Source organism: Paramesorhizobium endophyticum (genome assembly GCF_014640615.1).
Lineage (GTDB): Bacteria > Pseudomonadota > Alphaproteobacteria > Rhizobiales > Rhizobiaceae > Paramesorhizobium > Paramesorhizobium endophyticum.
In genome coordinates this window covers 59366-76843 of record NZ_BMHH01000020.1, presented here as the reverse complement: position 1 = coordinate 76843, position 17478 = coordinate 59366, and the positions used below count along the sequence as shown (strand labels likewise).

General features: G+C 62.8%; 14 protein-coding genes. 1 reads left to right on the top strand and 13 read right to left on the bottom strand.

What is annotated here, in order from left to right:
- Positions 1-159: 159 nt before the first annotated feature.
- Both IEX53_RS19315 and IEX53_RS19310 read right to left on the bottom strand, forming a co-directional pair.
- A complete protein-coding gene (locus IEX53_RS19315) occupies positions 160-603 on the bottom strand; it encodes a DUF3775 domain-containing protein (RefSeq protein WP_188825815.1) in 444 nt (147 codons plus the stop codon).
- Positions 604-802: 199 nt separating this feature from the next.
- Complete coding sequence (locus tag IEX53_RS19310; RefSeq protein ID WP_236016279.1) at positions 803-1651, bottom strand: MipA/OmpV family protein; 849 nt, start codon at positions 1649-1651, stop codon at positions 803-805.
- 243 nt (positions 1652-1894) lie between these two features.
- Between IEX53_RS19310 and IEX53_RS19305 the strand changes: the two genes are divergently transcribed.
- Positions 1895-3208, top strand: coding sequence for an ATP-binding protein (locus IEX53_RS19305; protein WP_236016278.1), 1314 nt, complete (start codon positions 1895-1897; stop codon positions 3206-3208).
- Between the two features lie 8 nt (positions 3209-3216).
- Here IEX53_RS19305 and IEX53_RS19300 read toward each other — a convergent pair whose 3' ends face one another.
- The 11 genes from IEX53_RS19300 to IEX53_RS19250 all read right to left on the bottom strand — a co-directional run bounded on the left by IEX53_RS19300 (position 3217) and on the right by IEX53_RS19250 (position 17197).
- Complete coding sequence (locus IEX53_RS19300; RefSeq protein ID WP_188825813.1) at positions 3217-3840, bottom strand: methyltransferase family protein; 624 nt, start codon at positions 3838-3840, stop codon at positions 3217-3219.
- A gap of 322 nt (positions 3841-4162) precedes the next feature.
- A complete protein-coding gene (locus IEX53_RS19295) occupies positions 4163-4885 on the bottom strand; it encodes a response regulator transcription factor (protein WP_188825812.1) in 723 nt (240 codons plus the stop codon).
- Positions 4886-4975: 90 nt separating this feature from the next.
- Complete coding sequence (locus IEX53_RS19290) at positions 4976-8053, bottom strand: efflux RND transporter permease subunit (RefSeq protein WP_188825811.1); 3078 nt, start codon at positions 8051-8053, stop codon at positions 4976-4978.
- Complete coding sequence (locus IEX53_RS19285) at positions 8050-9252, bottom strand: efflux RND transporter periplasmic adaptor subunit (protein WP_236016277.1); 1203 nt, start codon at positions 9250-9252, stop codon at positions 8050-8052. Before IEX53_RS19285 ends, IEX53_RS19290 begins: the two co-directional genes overlap by 4 nt.
- Positions 9253-9374: 122 nt before the next feature.
- The gene (locus IEX53_RS19280; RefSeq protein WP_188825810.1) at positions 9375-10949 is read right to left on the bottom strand and encodes a TerC family protein; all 1575 of its coding nucleotides are present in this window, start codon (positions 10947-10949) and stop codon (positions 9375-9377) included.
- Positions 10950-10990: 41 nt separating this feature from the next.
- On the bottom strand, positions 10991-11653 hold the full coding sequence (locus IEX53_RS19275) for an exopolysaccharide biosynthesis protein (RefSeq protein ID WP_188825809.1): 663 nt from the start codon (positions 11651-11653) through the stop codon (positions 10991-10993).
- 154 nt (positions 11654-11807) lie between these two features.
- On the bottom strand, positions 11808-12380 hold the full coding sequence (locus IEX53_RS19270; RefSeq protein ID WP_188825808.1) for a DUF2076 domain-containing protein: 573 nt from the start codon (positions 12378-12380) through the stop codon (positions 11808-11810).
- A gap of 15 nt (positions 12381-12395) precedes the next feature.
- On the bottom strand, positions 12396-13115 hold the full coding sequence (locus IEX53_RS19265) for a Bax inhibitor-1/YccA family protein (protein WP_188825807.1): 720 nt from the start codon (positions 13113-13115) through the stop codon (positions 12396-12398).
- Between the two features lie 24 nt (positions 13116-13139).
- A complete protein-coding gene (locus IEX53_RS19260; RefSeq protein WP_188825806.1) occupies positions 13140-13913 on the bottom strand; it encodes an anti-sigma factor family protein in 774 nt (257 codons plus the stop codon).
- Positions 13906-14442, bottom strand: a complete 537-nt coding sequence (locus tag IEX53_RS19255) for a sigma-70 family RNA polymerase sigma factor (protein WP_188825805.1) — start codon at positions 14440-14442, stop codon at positions 13906-13908. Before IEX53_RS19255 ends, IEX53_RS19260 begins: the two co-directional genes overlap by 8 nt.
- Before the next feature lie 79 nt (positions 14443-14521).
- Positions 14522-17197: a bifunctional acetate--CoA ligase family protein/GNAT family N-acetyltransferase gene (locus IEX53_RS19250; protein ID WP_188825804.1), complete on the bottom strand. Its 2676-nt coding sequence runs from the start codon at positions 17195-17197 to the stop codon at positions 14522-14524.
- Positions 17198-17478 lie beyond the last annotated feature (281 nt).

The window sequence follows — 17478 nt, the reverse complement described above, 5'->3', positions numbered from 1 at the left end:
AAAACCATAAGGGACCGCTCCTTTTCAAGCGATCCCTCAGAATCTATTTTCCGCTAACTTGCAACAGCGCTTTTATACTCATGTGCGATTCCCCTACCGCAAGGGGGAGGGTGTACTGTCCCGCCGATGCTTTTCGCCTAGAGACAGAATGCCTTTAATTTACAACCGCTCAGCCTCGTAGTCAACACATGAATAGTCGAGCATGGACAGCGCGTCGGCGAGATAATCGGGGGCGAGCGGGGTGCCAAGGAAATAGTCCTCCGTATGCTCGTTGTGCGCCTCGGCGGCTTCCCTGCGCACGGTTTTCCACTCCCTCGCCGCCTCGTCATTACGGGCGAGCCACATCAGCGCGACAAGATCGATCTGCTCGTCGATCGAGAGGTTGTCGATGATCGAGCGCAGTTCCTGTTCCGTCGCGTCATTCTTATGATCTTCCAGAACCGCGGCGCCCCGATCGTCGGATGGGTTAGAGCCGGGGTCCGGCTCCGTAACGACATCCTTCGCGTAATATTCCCGTGCCTTCATGATGATGAAACAGACTGTCTCGAGCGGGATCGTCAGCTCTACATCGCTTGCATCTGCCAAAGCGGTTCGTCGCGTCATTTCCATCGTGCCTCCATGCGGGATGAAGGAGTAACGCTCGCTATGATGGCTGGTTCCCTGCTTGAAGGGGTGAAGCATCGCGCATCGTTCGATAGCGGTGTGTTCCGATGGCGCTTTCTGAAGCATATCCGATACCGGCCGAACGGTTCTTCGGCCGGTATTATTGTCTGGGGTTTCTCGGCCTGGGGGTTCGAAACCCTCAGAATTTATAGCCGAGGCCCAGCGAAACCGAGGGCTGCAGCTTCTCCTGGACGATAGGGCTGTCCGCGGCGTCGCCGGTCAATATGCCCAGTTCCGCCTGGCCGCGGACGAGCCAGTTGTCGGTCAGCATATAGGTGGCGTTGGCCGAGATGTTGACGCGCTTGAGGCCTGCCTTCGGCTTGTATTCCCGCAGGCCGGAGGCAGCCGACTGGGCGGCATCGACGCCGAAATAGGCTTCCATGTGCTTGTCGTTCGCCACGACGGCCTCGGCTTTCGCGCCAAGGATGAGCCTCTCGGTCACTGGCGCCGAATAGCCGATACCGAACGTGCCGATGAGGCTTTCGCTGCCGCCGATCGTCTGGTCGATCGCTGCGTAAAGCTCGACCGGGCCCAGCTCGTAAGCCGCTTCGGCGCCGACGGTCGCCGCCAGATCGATTTCGCCGAGGCCGCGAAGCCTGTCATGGTCGTCCTCGTCCCGCCCGGATTCATAGCCGACATTGCCCTTTAGGGAAAAACCATTCTGGTCGAGGGCGGTGACGGTAACGCCTCTGGGGTTGATTTCCAGCCATTCGCCATAGGTGAAGCTGACGAAGGGAATGGGGCTGACTTTGAAGTCCTCGCTGCCTTCATATTCCGGCTTGTACATGGCGCCGCCGCCGATAATCAGGCTCCAGTTCCGCTTCGGCTCGAACCGCTCGTTGAAGCGCTCCTGGTCCAGGGCAGGCTCGGCAGGCGCCTCCGGAGGCGAAAGGTCGGCGGCGGATGCACTGGCCGCCATTCCCATGCCCAATGCGAGGCCGAAGATACGAGGCGAAACAAGCCGGTTGGTTTTTGATATCGAGGACATGAAGGCTCCAGAGCGATTTGCCGGCGCCGCGTGATGAGTCCAGCAGCGCGACCGGGGACAACGCTACTTTCCACGGACGCTCCACCCCGCGCGTGTCGTTATGTTAAGCTTTGTTACGAAGCGAACAAAACCGACCGCGCGGCAGGAGCCGTAATAAAACTTAACATTCATCTCCCGTCGCAAGCGCGGCCACCATGGTACAAAAGCCTTGGGGGAACCGGAGGGAGGAATAGGAGATTGCGCGTGCTTCTGGGTCTCAGGACCATCTATGGGCAGATCACTGCTCTCGTCTTCCTTGCCTTGCTGATCATTGTCGTGCTGGCCGGTCCGCTCCTCGAGCGCTGGGCCAGCGGCGACCACAGGCCACCTGACATCGAGCAGGTCACCGAGCATGTCCACACCGTAGGCCGGCTGCTCGAAGCTGCCGCGACGCCCGCCGAGAGGGAAATCATCCTCGACGCCGCCCGGCGGTCAGGTTGGGACATGACCTTGCTCCCTTTATCCATGCATGCTCAGTTCACCACCTCCTCCAGCCAGGAAACGGTGTGGGCCCGAGTCATCGAATGGTTGTTTCCCCCCGACAATTCGATTTTCCCCTTGGGCGGTTGGAGAACATTTCTGAATGACCAGCGCATCGTTGCCGTCCAAGTAGACGGTGCGACGATGCTGGTCAGCCCCGTTTCCTCCGACCCGTTCCTGACAAGCGATTTCGTCGGACGGGGATCCTATTATCTGGTGGCGCTGATCACGCTGATCTTTCTTTTCTTCGCCTTCGCCATCTGGGCGATCATGCTGCCCCTGCGGCGGATTTCCCGCGCAGCGCTCAATGCGGACATCTCGAATGACGAGGAGGTTTTCGAGGAGCGCGGCAGCGTCGAGATCGTCGCGCTGGCGCGGGCGCTGAACGGCATGCGCAAGCGCATTGCGATCATGGTGGAATCCCGCACTCGCATGCTGCGCGGTATCAGCCATGATTTGCGGACGCCACTGACGCGCTTGCGGCTGAAGGCGGAACGCCTGCCCGAAGGGGATAGCCGGGAAGCGATGCTGTCAGATATCAACCATCTCGACCGGCTGCTTGGCGAAAGCCTCGATTATCTGCGCGACAATTACCGCCGGGAGGAGTTCGAGCGGACCGATATCGCCAGCTCGCTCCAGACAATCTGCAGCGAATTCGCCGATGTCGGGCACGATGTGACCTACCACGGGCCGAACCGCCTTATCGTGAACTGCAAGCCGCTCGCAATCACGCGCGCCATTACCAATCTGTGCGACAATGCCACGAAGTTTGCGAAGAAGGTTGCGGTCGAACTGCGGACGGATGCGGGAATGATGGTCATCGATGTCGTGGACGATGGGCCGGGCATTCCCGAAACCTACCGGCAACGAGTCCTCGAGCCGTTTTTCAAGATCGACGCGGCAAGAGGCGGCAATGCCGGCTTTGGACTCGGGCTTTCGATCGTCTCCGAGATCGTGCAGGCCCATGGCGGCATGCTGGAATTCCTGGACGGCAAGGAGGGTGGCCTTATCGTCCGGCTCACCCTGCCCATGGGATAGCCGCTGCCTTAATACAGCGTCACCTGCGGTAGATCGGGCAGCACCTGCAGGAGAACCCGCACGACGAAGGCAAAGAGAACGAAAACCATTCCGTCCACGATTGTCCGCCGCAACATGCCGGGGCTTACGGTCACAGTTTCCTCGTCACGCCATAGGCTGAGGCTAGGAAGAAAGCGCGGCACGGAATTGCGATATGCCTCGTAAAGGGCGCCATGGGCAGTCGACAGCCCGGCTTCCTCGCGCAACACTACCGGCAGGAAGACGAGATAGGCCGCCAGCGTCATGAACGCCGCCATGCTGATGCTTCCGGTCTGGAGCCCGAGCCCTGCTACGGCGACGAAGGAGAAGAAATAGAGCGGATTGCGCGAAATCGAGTACGGCCCTGACGTTACCAGCGCCACCGTCTTTTTTCCGCCGATATAAAGTGTGCACCAGGCCCTGCCGAGAATCGCCATGAAAATCAGAAGCGCACCGAAATCCTCGATCCAATCGCGCTGCCATGACCCGGCCTTGAAATGAGCGGTCGTGAAGAAAATGACCGGCAAAAAGCAGATGCTGATCCACCAGATCACGGCCTTGCGGCGCGATTGCACACGGTTGAGATGGGATTGGACGGCCTGGATATCGGGCAATTTGACGCTCCTCATGACTTTGCAAGCCACGGAGTAGCGCGCCGTATCATGGCAGGGCGTTTCGTTTTGTTGCGATGTGTGAAGGCTTGTTTAGAGCGTTCCATTCTTTGATGGAATCGCCAAGTACCCCCTCACCGTCCGCTACGCGGCCACCTCTCCCCCGCAAAGCGGGGGCGAGGAGCACCAGGCTTATCCAGCTTGGCGTTCCTCTCCCCTACGGAAGAGGGGGAGAGGTGGCCGCGTAGCGGACGGTGAGGGGGTACCTGGCGCAGCAAGCAATTGGATAAGGGACATGCGGGGGCCTTCGCTAAAGTGAAATTCTCTAGGCCTCCTCAACGGTCGCGGTAAATGTATACCCCCCAAGCCGAACCGTCTGCAGCAAGGCCGGCTCCTTCGGGTTGACCTCGATCTTCTGCCGCAGGCGGCTGATATGGACGTCAATGCTGCGCTCGATCGGACCCGCCAGCCCCGAATGTGTCAGCGAGAGCAGTTCCTCGCGGGTGATGACCCGGCCCGGATTGCGGCAGAAGGCGAGCAGCAGGTCGAATTCCGTGGTGGTCAGCGCGACGCGGGCATTGCTCGGGTCATGAAGCTGGCGGCGCATCGGGTCGATGAGCCAGCCATCGAAGCGCAGCCGCCGCTGGCTGACATTCTTCACGAGCCCATAGGACGCCCGACGCAGCAGGCTGCGCACCCGCGCCACGACTTCGCGCGGGCTGAACGGCTTGGTGATGTAATCGTCCGCGCCCACTTCCAGCCCGACGATCCTGTCCACCTCCTCGCCGAGCGCCGTCAGCAGGATGATGGGGATCGTGTTTTCGGAGCGGATTTTCCGGCAGATGCTGAGGCCGTCCTCACCCGGCAGCATGACATCGAGGATGATGAGATCATACGCATTGTGGCGCAGCAGCGATTGCATCACCCGGCCATCCTCCGCGACGGTCGGGATCATCCCGTTCTCCCGCATGGTGATGGCGAGGAGTTCGCCGATCTCCGGATCGTCTTCGACGATCAATATCCGGGCATTTGTGGAATTCGGTTGCATGGCGTCCCCTTGGCCCGCTCCATAAGGCATATGGACGCGGGTGGGAATGTTGCGTTTTGTTACGGTTTATTACGGCGTCGGCACGCTCCTTCATGAATTTGGCGATTTTGCGCCTTCGGGTTGAAAGAGCGGCCTGAACACCCCGCTGATGCGGTCGCCAAGGTTCGAGACGGTGAGGTGGAGCGACGGGATCACCACCAGCGACAGGAGCGTGGAGACGAGCAGCCCGCCGATGACGGCAATGGCCATGGGGGAACGGAACTCCCCGCCATCGCCCGCACCGAGGGCGGAGGGAACCATGCCGCCGGCCATGGCGAGCGTCGTCATGATGATGGGACGTGCGCGTTCCGAACCGGCCTCAATGATCGCCTCGATCCGCGAATACCCGTGCGCCTCCCGCTCGATGGCGAAGTCTATGAGCATGATGGCGTTCTTGGTAACGATGCCCATCAGCATCAATATGCCGATGACAACAGGCAGCGATATGGCGCTGCCTGACAACCAGAGGCCCGCCGCGACTCCGCCGATGGAGAGAGGAAGTGAGGCGAGGATCGTCCACGGGGCAAGCACGCTGCCGAAGAGCAGGATGAGCACGACGAGGACCAGCATGATGCCCGCGCCCATCGATACGGCGAAGCTTGCGAAAACCTCGCCCTCGGTATCAGAATCGCCGGTCGCCTGAATGCGGGTGCCGTCAGGCAGGCTCTTGACGCTTGGCAATTGGAGGAGCCGCTCCATCCCCTGGCCCGAGGTGAACCCGTCAGCCAGATCCGCGCCGATCTCGATCCGCCGTTCCCGGTCGAGGCGCTCGATGGCGGAAACCGTCTCGTCAAAGCGCATATCGACGACTGCCGAGAGGGGAATATGCATCCCGTCCCGCCCCGCGACAGTCAACATTTCCAGCGTGGCGAGATCGTCCCGCGCCTCGCGTGCAATTGCCACGCGGATAGGGATTTGCCGAGCGCCCTCGGTGAATTTGGGCAGGCGGCCGTCCGAGTCGCCGATGGTGGAGACCCTGATCACGTCCGCAATCGCCGCCGGGGATATGCCGAGCATCGCCGCCTTTTCGGTGCGCACCTGCATCCTGAGTTCCGGGCGCATGGCAGTGTTGTCGATGCTGGGATCGATGAACATCCCGTCCGTGCCAAGCTCCGCCACGATTGTCCTGGCGGCATTCTCGACGGCCTCTCCATCGGTGCCAAGGACCGCAAAGGACACATCGCGGCCGCCGCGATTGTTGAGGAAGCGTAGCTTCACATCCGGAATGGAAGCAATGGTCTTTTCGATATCCGTTTCAAGCGCAAAGGAGGAACGCCCCCGCTCGCTCTTGTGCAGGAGGTCGATGAGGATCACCGCATAGCGCACATCCTCCAGCCCCGAACTGTTCGCGCCGGCGCGGGCAAACACGCCCTCCACCTCAGGGAATTGCCGGATGCGAACAGCGATTGCGTCCGAGACCGCCCGTGTCTCGTCGAGCGTGGAGCCGGGGGGCAGTTCGACGGTAAGCGACAGGCGTCCGGTATCTTCCTCCGGCAGGAAAGCGGTGGGCAACGACATGAGTGCAATCAGCGCCAGCACGAAGGAACCAGTGGCAAGGCCGAGGGTAGCCCAGCGCCGGCGCAGGCTCAACCGCAACAGCTGCTCATAGGCAAGGAGGAAGCGCCCCTTCTTCTCCTCATGCACATGGCTGCCCGTCATGAAATAGGCTGCCAGAACGGGCGTTATCAGCCGCGCCACCAGCAGCGAGAAGAAGACGGCGATGGCGACCGTCAGGCCGAACTGCCGGAAATAGAGCCCGATTTCGCCACTCATGAAGCCGACCGGCGCGAACACGGCAATCACCGTGGCCGAGATGGCGATGACCGCGAGGCCGATTTCGTCTGACGCGTCGAGCGCAGCCCGGTAAGCTGTCTTGCCCATATTGCGGTGGCGGACGATATTCTCGATCTCGACAATGGCGTCATCGACGAGAATGCCCGTCACCAGCGTGATGGCGAGCAGGCTCAATATGTTGAGCGAGAAGCCCAAATGATCGATCACGAAGAAGGTCGGGATGATCGAGAGCGGCAGCGCAATCGCCGCGACGACCGTCGCCCGCCAGTCGCGCAGGAACAGGAAGACGACGATGACGGAAAGCGCCGCGCCTTCGAGAAGCGTGTGCATGGCCGAGCTGTAATTGCCGGCGGTATAGGTGAAACTGTCATCCACGAGGCGGAAGCGCACATCCCCATTGCGCTTTTCGAGTTCCGCCAGCGCCGCGGAAACCGCTTCCGCAACGGAGATATCGCTCGCCCCTTGCGAGGGATAGACGGCAAAGCCCACCACATCCGCGCCGTCGAGCATTGCGAAGGCGCGGGGCTCCCCCGCGCCGTCCTGAACCGTACCCAGATCGCCCAGCCGGACGGATGCGTCGGGCGAAAGCGCAAGGCGCTGGTCGGCAAGCTCCGCCACCGTCTTTGCCGCCGCCACCGTTGTCAGCGCCTGCTCGCGCCCGCCGAGATCGCTTCTGCCGCCGGAATTCTCCACCTGCGTCTCAACGAGGTTTTCGTTGATGGCGTTCGCCGTCAGCGAAAGCGCCTGCAGGCGGGCGGGGTCGATCTCGACGCGGATTTCCCTGTCAGCGCCGCCGACGCGCTCGATCCGCCCAACGCCGGACAAGCCTTGCAGATGACGCGTGACCGCATCGTCCACATACCAGGAGAGCTCGGCAACCGTCATGTTCGGATTGCTGACCGCATAGGTGACGACCGATTGGGCCTCCTCCTCGACCCGCTCGATGATCGGCTCGTCTATCGTGCCGGGCAGGTCGGAGCGGATTTTCGCCACCGCATCGCGGACATCGGCCATCGCCCGGTCCGGGGTGACCTTGCCAAGCTCGAATTCGACATTGGTGACGGATTTGCCCTGGCCGATGGTCGAGGTGACCTTGTCGATGCCCGCCAGCGGCGCGACGGCGTTCTCCACCAGCCGCGTTACCTCGGTTTCGAGTTCCGCGGGCGTCGCGCCGGACTGCTCGACGGTGACCTTGACGAGCGGCGTGATGATCGCGGGGAAATAGGTGACGGGCAGCCGCGAGAAGCTGTAGAGCCCCGCCACCGTCAGGATCACGAACAGGAGAACCGAAGGCAGCGGATTGCGGATGGCCCATGCCGAAATATTCGCATTCATCGGCCTGCCGTCTCCTCAATATCGAGGAAAGCGGCGGTCCTGGAGGGCGCAATGTCGCCGGTCGAAGCGACCACGGGCGCGACACGCTCGCCATCCTTCAGGAAACCGCCCGCTTTCAGAACGATCATCTCGCCATCGGCAACACCGCTGACGATCTCGATGAGATCATCCTGGCGCGCGCCGGTCCTGACATCGCGCCGTTCGACGATATCATCCCTGACCACATAGACGCTGTGCGAGCCGCCGGTGCTACGGACAGCCGTTCCCGGAACAAGCACATTCGTCCGCGTCGAGGTGTCGATCACTCCCTTGGCAAACACGCCGGGAATAAGCCCCTCGCTCTCGTCGAGCGCGACATGAATCTTGCCGCTCCGCGTCTTCGGGTCGATCTGCGCGGCGCTCAGCCGCAAGGCGCCGGTAACGGGGCGGTCCCTTCCAGGAAGCATGATTTCCGCGCGCATCCCCTCGGACAGGCGCACAAAATCCGTCTCCGTCACATCGGCGACGAACTCGATCTCGCCATCCCCAGCGATGAGGAAAAGCGGCCCCGCCGAATTCGACGTCATCGCGCCGATCCGTGCATTGCGTGTCAGGACGATCCCCGCCGCCGGGGCGCGCAAGGTGCTGCGCTCGACCGTCAGCTCGATCTCCTTCCGCTCCCGCGCGATCAGCTGCTCGTCCGCCTCGGCCAACCTCAGCGACTGTTTCGCGAGTTCCGTTTCCGCAACCGCGCGGTCGACGGCATTGCGGCTTTCGTCCAGAACCTGCTCGGAACTGATCCCTTTCGCCCGCAATGTCTGGCTGCGCTCAAGCTTTTGCCGGGCCTCGCGCTCAGTGATGAGCGCGACATCGAGCCTGCTTCTCTCCACCGCCACGGCGGCCTTGGCGCGAAGGGCGTTGACCGTGTTCTTGTCGAGCGCAAGCTGCGCATCGGTCATGTCGAAGACGGCGAGCGCCTGCCCTCGCGTGACACGCTGCCCGGCTTCCACCAATATCTGCCGGATTTCCTTGTCCGGCACCGAAGGATGAACCTCTATCTCCTCGCGCGCCGCCAGCGTACCCACGACGGAGACGCGCTGCGTGACATCGCCCCGCTTGGCGACGACAACAGTAACGGGCATAGGCTGCTGGGCGTGCGCAACGGGCATGAACGCCGCGATTGCGAGGAACCCGGCGATTGCCCAAGCTTTTTCGTTCATGAAACGGCACCTCTTCCTGCCCCGCATAAGGCGGGAATTCTGACCGCAGCTTAGCGGACGGCAGAGGTGCCGATATTCTATCGCGTTAAGTTTTGTTGCATCTCAGTGGCAACCGCCGGATTTCAGGAAGCCTCCAGCGCAGCTGCATCCGTCCGCCTGATCCGCACCTTGTCGATATTGCGCCCATCGAGCGAGACGACCTCGAAGGTGAGGTCGCCTGCCACGATAGTCTCTCCCGCATTGGGGAAGTGCCCGAGCCGCCACAGGATGAAACCGGCGATGGTCGAATAGCGGTCGGTTTCATCCACGAGATCGGCGTCGAGCAGATAGGAGGCGCGGCGCACGTCCATCCAGCCATCGACCAGCCATGAGCCGTCCTCCGCCTGCTCGGCGAACAGCGCCTCGTCGCCCTCGTCCGGGAATTCCCCGGCGATGGCCTCGAGAATATCGATCGGCGTGGCGATGCCCTCCAGCGTGCCATATTCATCGACGATCACGGCCATCTGCAGCGGCGACTTGCGCAATTGCTCCATCAGCCGCAGCACGTTGACGCTCTCATGCACGATGAGCGGCTGGCGCACCGAGCGCTCCACGTCGATCCGCCCTTCCTCCAGAAGGTCGCGCAGCAATTCCTTGGCCTGCGCCACGCCCACGAGGTTCTCCAGCGTGTCGCGCGCGATCAGGAAACGCGAGTGGCCGAGATCGAGGATTTTCGCCTTCAGCTTTTCCGGGTCGTCGTTGATATCAAGCCACTCGATTTCCGTGCGGGGCGTCATGATCGAGACGGCGGGCCGTTCCGCCAGCGTCAGCACGCCCTGGATCATCTCCTTCTCCTGCGGCGCGAAGAGCTGGTTCTCTTCAGCGCGCTCGGCGATGGCGTCAGCCGTTTCGCCAAGCCCCATCTCGCCGCCGCGCCTGCCGCCAAGCAGACGCAGCACCGCGTCGGCGGTCCGCTCCCGGAGGTCGCCGGTCGTGACCAACCGTTCCTTGTTGCGCCGGGCGATCTGGTTGAATGCCTCGATCAGCACCGAGAAGCCGATGGCCGCGTAGAGATAGCCCTTCGGAATGTGGAAGCCGAAGCCTTCCACGACCAGCGAGAAGCCGATCATCATCAGGAAGCCCAGGCAGAGGATGACCACGGTCGGGTGCTTCGAGACGAAGTTCATCAGCGGGCGCGACGACAGCATCATCACGCCGATGGCCACCACGACGGCGATCATCATCACCATCAGCTCTTCAACCATGCCGACGGCCGTGATCACACTGTCGAGCGAGAAGACGGCATCGAGCACGACGATCTGGACGAGGACCTGCCAGAAGATCGCGTGGGCGACCTTGCCTTCCTTATGCCCCACAGCCCCTTCGAGCCGCTCATGCAGCTCCATTGTGCCCTTGAAGAGCAGGAAGACGCCGCCGAAGATAAGGATGAGATCGCGGCCGGAGAAATCGAGCCCGGCAACGCTGAAGAGCGGCTTCGTCAAGGTGACGATCCAGGCAATTGAGGCCAGCAGCACAAGGCGCATGATGAGCGCCAGAGCAAGGCCGATGAGCCTTGCCTTTTCCCGCTGGTGCGGCGGGAGCTTGTCGGCCAGCACCGCGATGAAAACGAGATTGTCGATGCCGAGAACGATTTCGAGGACGATGAGCGTTGCCAGTCCAGCCCAGGCTGCGGGATCGGCCATCCATTCAAATAACATTAGCTGTATCTTTCGGCGAACCCAGCAGGCCGCCGTCCCTTTTAGTTGAACGTTTTTTCAATGACGAAGAAAAGCCCCTTGAGGAGCGCGAGCAGCACCCCGGCCGCGACTGAAACCGAGACCAGGGAGGCAATGAAGCCCGCGATCACCCAAACGCCGTCCCGCTCGAGAATACCGAAGGAAAAAAGGCAGATGGCCAAAGCGGGCAGGATATTGCCGAGCGGTATGGGGAGCGCGAGGATGATCGCCAGAATGAAGCAGAGCGCACCAATGGCATATTCGGCGGGCGGCGTGACAAGCATCGCCAGCCGCGGCTTGACCAGCCTTTCGGCCCGCGCCAGCCATGGGCCGGCGCGCTCCAGCAGCGCGGCGAAATTGCTTCTGGGCAGGGAGCGATTGCCGATGACCGCGGGAAGCCATGGCTTGCGGCCAAGCATCAGCTGCGCGGCGAGGATGATCAGCGGAATGCCGAGCACAGCCGAGGTACCCGGCGGCGTGGGCAGCAGGTTTGGCAGGGCGAAAAGGAGCATGAGCGGCCCGAAGGCTCGGTCTCCCATCGCCGAAAGCATGTCCTGAATGGAAATGCGCTCGCGGGACGGCTCTTCGGCCATCGATCGCAATATTTCGGAAAATCTGCGTCCACGCCCGGCCCGCTTCTGGCCCTTCACGCGGACGGCGGTACTAGGAGGCTCTTCGTCTGGCATGGATTCGTTTTTCCCGGTCCGTCCGGCCTTGCTTGAACCGGGGGTGCGATTGGCGGAGAGGCGAGGCCGATTCCGGCCTCGCGCGAATGGATCAGACATTTGTTTCAGCCGGATGATCCTTTTCGAAAAGCCTGAAACTTTTCCGGATCATGCCCTAGATTTCCAGATCGTCAAACCCGCCCTGATCCTGTTCGTCGTCCTCGTAGTTGGCGTTTTCGGCCTTGGGCTCTTCAGCCTGCGGCTCCGCGGCCTTCGCTTCGCCGCCGCCGAGCATGCCGGCAACCATATTGCCGAGCAGCATGCCGCCCGCCACGCCCATGGCGGTCTGCGCCGCTCCGGCGAGGAAACCGCCACCCGTTCTCTGCGGATAGCCCTGCTGTTGGAACGGCTGCTGGCCCATGGCCTCCGATCCGCCCGTGAGAGGAACCGCGCCCGATGGCCGCGATGGGCGTCCGCCACCACCGAACAGGCCGGAGAAAAGTCCGCCGCCGGAGGCCGGCCTGGAGGCAAGCTCCTGCTCCATCTCTTCGATCCGTGCCTGAGCGGCGTTCAGCTCCTGCTCCTGCACGACGATGGTCTGCGCCATGTAGTATGGCGCTCCGGGCTGATGCGCGATCTGTTCGCGGATATAGGCGTCGGCCTCGCCATCCCGTTCCGGGGATTGGCGCTCCACCTGAGAGAGCTTTTGAAACAGCCCCTGGATGGCTTGCTGATCGTTTCTGTCCATGGTCAAGCGAACCCTTTACTCTTCACGCTGGCCGGTCAACTGCAGCAGCAACTGGAAGATGTTGACGAAATTGAGATAGAGCGAGAACGCGCCGAACACAGCGAGCTTCTGCCGGGACTCCGCGTCGAAGTTTTCGGCATATTGCTCCTTGATGCTCTGCGTGTCCCACGCGGTCAGGCCGACGAAGACGACGATACCGATGACCGAGATGGCGAACTGCAGCGCCGACGAGCCGATGAACATGTTCACGAGACCCGCAATCACCACGCCGATCAGGCCCATCATCAGGAAGGACGAATATTGCGTCAGGTCACGCTTCGTCGTGTAGCCGTAAAGGCTGGTCGCGCCGAACATGGTGGCGGCGATGAAGAAGGTGCGCGCGATGCTGGTGCCGGTGAAGACCAGAAACACCGACGCGAGCGACAGACCCATGACCGCGCAGAACGCCCAGAACATCATCTGCGCGCTGGCAGCCGACATGCTCTGCATGCGGAACGAGAAGAACAGCACAAAGGCCAGCGGCGCGAGCATCACCACCCATTTGAGCGGGGTGGAGAAAATCGGCACGTAAAGCGCAGGCGTCGAGGCGACTGCGAAGGCGACAAGGCCCGTCACCACAAGGCCGAGACCCATATAGTTGTAAACGCGCAGCATATGCTGGCGCAGCCCCTCGTCGAAAAGGGCGGCGTCGGGCTTCGCATGGGCCGTCTGGTATCCGAAGTTTGGTGTGTTCATGACATCCTCTCGGGGTTGATGAGATTAGTGAAGCGAACGGGCGAGCCTTTCGGCTGCACGCTCGAGATCTTTGGCCTCCGGCTTGGCGACGAGCGTGTAGGCGACGTCGCCGATCTGGAAATAGGCCGCCGATGCGCCGTCGATCGCCGCCATCTTGGGCGAGACGACGTCGAAGACGCCGGGCCGGACGGCGAAAAGCGAAAGGTCGCCAAAATCCTCGCTGCCGATGGCGACTTCCACGCTGGGGCCGTATTGCGAGGGGTAGATCTGCACATCCTTGACCCGCCAGTCCTTCGGCAGGTCCGGCATGACGATGGCGGTGGCGGCGCGGATTTCGCCTGCATCGAGGTCGCGGCTTTCCGGCTGCGACGCCATCTCGGCGCGAACCATGCTGGTCCTGTGGGCCCGCACAGCATCCTCGACATAGGCGGGCGGCGGCGTGGACGCGACGCTTTCCCTTATCTTCAGCGGCCCGAAGGCCTCGTTCGCCAGCCAGCCGGCGGTGACGAGCAGGCCGATGGCGGCGACGCGCTGAAGGCTCGCGAACAACCGGCCATAGGAAAGCCCCCGCTCCAGCCGGCGCGCGGCATCGGCAGTGGCGGGCCGCGCGGCACTCTTCGAGCCGGCAAGCGCGAGCCGCAATTCGTCCCGCGTCCGCAGGTCGGCCATCACCCGGGCAGCTGCGTCCGGATGGCCGGATAGCCAGGCCTCGACCGCGATGCGGCGGGAAACATCGAGCTGATCGTCGACATAGGCGTCGAGGTCTGTATCGAGAATGGGGTCGCGCGGCTCACTCATCGCGGCCTCCGATGATCTTGAGGTGGGTTCTTGGTTGTGAGGGCGCGTCCGCCTCCAGGGCGCGAAGGGTAGCGCGGGCCCGGCCTATCCGGGACATCAGCGTGCCCAAGGGTATTTTCAGCGCATCCGCCGCCTCTTGATAGGAGAGCCCTTCGATGGCGACGAGATGCAGCGCCGCCCTCTGGTCCTCAGGCAGACCGAAGAAGGCCTGCCGCACCTGCGCAAGCCGGACGACGTGCTCCTGCGGCGGGTCCGCGCGGGTTTCCGTGAGTTGATACGCCGCGTCTATGCGCCCGGCTTCGGCACGCCGCGACCGGGCGCGGTCGATGAATGCATTGTGCATGATCGAAAGCAGCCAAGCCCGCAAATTGCCGCCCGAGCGCCAGGTTGCGCGCCGCTCATAGGCCCGCACCAGCGCATCGTGCACCAGATCCTCGGCCTCGGTGGCGTCGCGCGTCAGCGAACGCGCATAGCGCCGCAGCGAGCCGAGCTGTCCGACAATATCGAAACGGTTTCTGGATCTGATCATGCCCTATATACGGAGCCGATCATGATCTTAATCCGCCCCGATGAAAATTTTTCGTGGGGCGGCTCGGTTCAGGCAATGCCTATAGTGCCAAGGTTGCGATGACCACGCCTGCCTCCTGCGGGTGCGGCGCGAGCTTGAAGCCGAATTCCTCGGCCATGGCGAGCATCCTGATGTTCTCGCTGAGGACGAAGCCCTCGAACTGCGAAAACCCCTCGGCCCTCGCATAATCAACGGCATGCCGCAGCAGCGTCCAGCCCAGCCCGTGGCCTTGCAGGTCGGTGCGAACGAGGATGCCATATTCCGCCTTCTCCTTGTCCGGGTCGGACAAGAGACGGACAATGCCAGCCATTTCGCCGGTATCCTTGCGCTCGGCGAGGAAAGCGATCTCGCGCTCATAATCGATCTGCGTGAGCCGCAGCAGCATCTCGTCGGGAAAGTGCCGTCGTGGCGCCAGAAAGCGGAAGCGGATATCCTCGGGCGAGATTTTGGCAAGGAATTCCGGAAAGAGCCTGATATCCACCGGCTTGATCGGCCGCAGGCGGTAGTTAACATCCGCAAGGCTGAATTCCTTCTCCCAGGCCGCGGGATAGGGCCGGATGGCAAGCGCAGGGTTCGGCCCCGGCACTTCGACATCGTCAGGCGCGATCTCGATGCGGGCATCGAGCGCGACGATGCCGTCGCTTGCGGCCAGAATCGGGTTGACGTCCATCGAGACGATGCAGGGAAAATCCACGACGAGCTGCGACAAGCCGTTGAGCGCCCGGACGATGCCCTCGCGGTCGGCGGGCGGGCGGTCGCGGTAGCCCGCCAGAAGCCGTCCGATGCGGGTGCGGTCGATGAGGTCCCCGGCAAGCACGCTGTCGAGCGGGGGAAGCGCTATCGCCGTATCGTCGAGGATTTCCACGGCGGTTCCACCCGCACCGAACAGGATGACAGGCCCGAAGACAGGATCGCGGCTGACGCCCAGGATCAACTCCTGCGCGCCCTTCCCCGTAATCATCGGCTGCACCACGAAGCCGTCGATCTTATCCGCGTCCCCCGCTTCGCGCAGCCGGCTTTCGATGTTCCGCACCGCTTCGGCTGCGCCCTGCGGGGTCTCGATATCGAGCACGACGCCGCCGACATCCGATTTATGCGTGATCTCCTTGGAAAGCAGCTTCACCACCACGCGCGAGGTCTGGAGCAACCCTTCCGCCGCCTTTGACGCCTCCTCGGTCGTGCGCACCGTCACCGTTTCCGGCACGGGGATGCCATAGGCGCGGATGACCGCCTTTGCCTCGGGCTCGGTGAGCATCCGCCGGTCCTCGGATGCCGCCTTCCGGAAAATCGCGAGAACCGCCTCGCGGTCGCCATGAATGTCTTCGCCCCGGCTCGAAGGCACGCGCATAAGCGCCTTCTGCGCGCGCGACCATCCGCTCAGGTAAGAGACAGCGGTGGCCGCGGCGGCGGGCGTCTCGAAGCTGGCAAGGCCCGCTTCCTGCAGGATATGGCGGCCTTCCCGGGCGGTCTTCTCCCCCAGCCAGCAGGTGAGAACCGGCTTGCCGCCAATCATGCCGGCCTCCGTCAGCCCAGCCACGGCCCGGGCGGCTTCAGCCGGAGAAGCAAGCCCAGTCGGGCAGTTGATCACAAGCAGCGCATCGACGCCGGGATCGTCTGCGACGGCCGCGACCGCCGCGCTGTAGCGCCCTGCCGGCGCGTCGCCGATGATGTCCACGGGGTTTGCGTGCGACCAGGCGGCGGGCAATATCTTGTCGAGCCGCTCGATGGTAGCAGGGGATAATTCCGCCAACTCGCCGTCGAGATCCGCGAGCGTATCGACTGCGAGCACGCCCGCCCCTCCGCCATTGGTGACGATGGCGACGCGCGAACGTTCCAGCCGGGGAAAGCGCGCCACCGTTTCGGCGGCGTCGAAGAGCTCTCCGAGGCCCCGCACACGCAAAATGCCCGCCCGGCTGAGCGCAGCGTCCACCACCTTGTCGGAGCCGGAAAGCGCGCCGGTATGGGTGGCGGCGGCCTTGGCGGCGGTGGCGTGCCTGCCCGCCTTCACCGCAATAACCGGCTTGATACGCGCGGCGGCGCGCGCAGCCGACATGAACTTGCGCGGGTCGGGAACGCTTTCGAGATAAAGCAGGATCGCGCGTGTTTTGGCATCGCCCGCGAGCAGGTCGAGATAGTCGCCCACGTCGACATCGGCCATGTCGCCAAGGGAAACGATATTGGAAAAGCCGATGCCTTCATCCGCCGCCCAGTCGATGAGCGAGGTGGTGATCGCACCCGATTGCGACAACAGCGCGAGGCCGCCGGGCTGCGGGTCGATATGGGCGAAGCTCGCATTGAGCTTTGCCGAGGGAACGAGGAGGCCAATGGTGTTGGGGCCGATGATGCGGAACAGGTGGGGCCGGGCGGCATCGAGCATGGCCTGCCGCAAGCCGTTTTCCCGTGTCAAGCCGGCGGTGATTACCACGGCGGCCCGCGTTCCCTTTTCGCCGAGCGCGCGGATGATGTCCGGTACTGTCTGGGGCCGCGTGGCGATCACCGCAAGGTCCGGCGCGGCGGGAAGCGCCTCCGCGTCCGCATAGCAGGGGCGCCCCAGAATCTCGCCATATTTCGGATTGACGGGCCAGACCTCCCCTTCGAACCCGCCCTTGAGGAAATTTTCCATGATGGTGCAGCCGACCGAACCCTGCCGGACCGACGCGCCGAAGACAGCCACAGACCGGGGCGCGACAGCATGTTCGAGATTGCGGATAGTCATTGAGGGCCTCCGTCTCTCGCTTCAGACGGGGCCTAGCTTAGACGACGGATGGGAAAGAGCAATTGCGCGCGGTCAAGCAAGCGTTCCTTCGTCCTTTGCGAGGGAACATACGGCACGGGCGGCGCAATTATTGGAAAGCCCTCGCCCTCGGAACGGCCGAGCGCGGAACTTGGCAAATTTGCCGGGACCGCACTCCGGCCGCCTCCCTCATATTTCATCCGCAACGCGGACCTCCACGATTCTGAGATTGACAGCCAGCGCTGCGGTAATGTTATTACGAA